Origin of the sequence: Collinsella sp. SGI.033, assembly GCF_050315135.1 — a bacterium.
In the GTDB taxonomy this organism is placed as follows: domain Bacteria; phylum Actinomycetota; class Coriobacteriia; order Coriobacteriales; family Coriobacteriaceae; genus Collinsella.
In genome coordinates this window covers 1-1,408 of record NZ_JBNPOK010000054.1, presented here as the reverse complement: position 1 = coordinate 1,408, position 1,408 = coordinate 1, and the positions used below count along the sequence as shown (strand labels likewise).

The 1,408-nt window shown below is 62.8% G+C and carries 1 protein-coding gene; it reads left to right on the top strand.

What is annotated here, in order from left to right; translation table 11 throughout:
- Positions 1 to 156: 156 nt before the first annotated feature.
- Positions 157 to 1,287 (top strand): IS21 family transposase, encoded by a 1,131-nt coding sequence (istA, locus tag ACQRC0_RS08715; protein WP_427729307.1) that lies wholly within the window; start codon positions 157 to 159, stop codon positions 1,285 to 1,287.
- Positions 1,288 to 1,408: the final 121 nt, after the last annotated feature.

The following is a 1,408-nucleotide window of genomic DNA, read 5'->3' as shown; positions in this document are numbered from 1 at the left end:
GTCTGACGTAGAGTAAAAATTACGGGATTCATCATCAAAAGTTTTCAGAATTCATCACGCAAATTTTTCGGGTTTCATCACCAAGGGCACCCCGGCCCTTCCCCGATGGCCTAAGTTGTCGTTGCTCAGTCTTCGACAAAGGAGGTCGGAAAGGAAATGATCAAGATGCCCGTGATACAGGATATTAGACAGATGCACCGCGATGGCATGTCGATAGCCGAGATATCCAGGAAAACCAACGTCTCGGAGCCGACTGTGCGCAAATACGTCAGGATGGAGGACCTGTCCCCGAAGGTCCCCGCAAAAAGGCGGGTGCCCTCTATGCTGGACGACTACGCTCCCCTGATCGACAAGTGGCTCGAGGAGGACCGCAGGAACTGGCACAGGCAGCGCCACACCGCCCAGCGGGTCTTCGAGCACCTCGTCGCGGAGTATGGCTTCGAGGGCTCCTACTCGACGGTCCAGCGCCACGTCAAGCGCTATAGGGAGGAGCACAAGGGGTCGGCCTCCCAGTACCTCAACCAGGATTGGCCCCCTGGCGAGATGCAAGTCGACTTCGGCCAGGCCGACTTCAGGATCGTCGGCGTGAGGACCCGCATGCACGACCTGGTCTGCGCCTTCCCGTTCTCAAACGTGGGCCTTGCGCAGGTGTTCTACGGCGAGACCGCGGGATGCGTCTGCGAGGGGCTCATCGCCGTTTTCGAGCACATACGCGGCGTGCCCAGAAAGATCGTGTTCGACAACGCGACCGGCGTCGGCAGGAAGATATGCGGCGTCATCAGCACGTCGAAGCTGTTCTCCGCCTTCGCCGCCCACTACGGGTTCTCCTACGCGTTCTGCAACCCAAACGCCGGCCACGAGAAGGGCTCGGTGGAGAACAAGGTCGGGGCGATTCGCCGCTCGCTGTTCGTGCCGATCCCGCAGTTCGACAACGTGCGTCGCTACAACAGGCGGCTGCTCGACATGAGCATGCGCCATTCGGACAAGCCCCACTACCGCAAGGGGGAGAGCCAGCTCGCGCTGTTCGAGGAGGACTGCTTCGCGCTGTCCCCGCTGCCGGACTCGCGCTTCGCGGCGGTCAGCTACACTAGGCACAAGGCGGACAAGTACGGCAACGTCGTCCTCGACGGCCGCCACCGCTACTCCACGGACCCCGCATACGCGAACTGCCGGCTCATCGTCGCGCCGGCGCGTTCGACGTCGACACATACGACTCCGAGGGGACCCATATCGTCACCCGCGTGCGCGGCTGGGGCGACAAGCCCACCGAGTCGATTGATCCCGTGAGCCAGCTGGCCCTGCTGTGCAGGAGGTCCGGCGGCTGGCACGAGAGCCGCGTCCGATCCGCCCTTCCCGCCGACATCAGGCGATGGATCGACGATGCGGACGCGGCCGGGCGCGGCAAGGC

Excerpts from the sequence above, each read along its gene's own strand:
- istA (WP_427729307.1), top strand. The coding sequence starts at position 157 with ATGATCAAGATGCCCGTGATACAGGATATTAGACAGATGCACCGCGAT.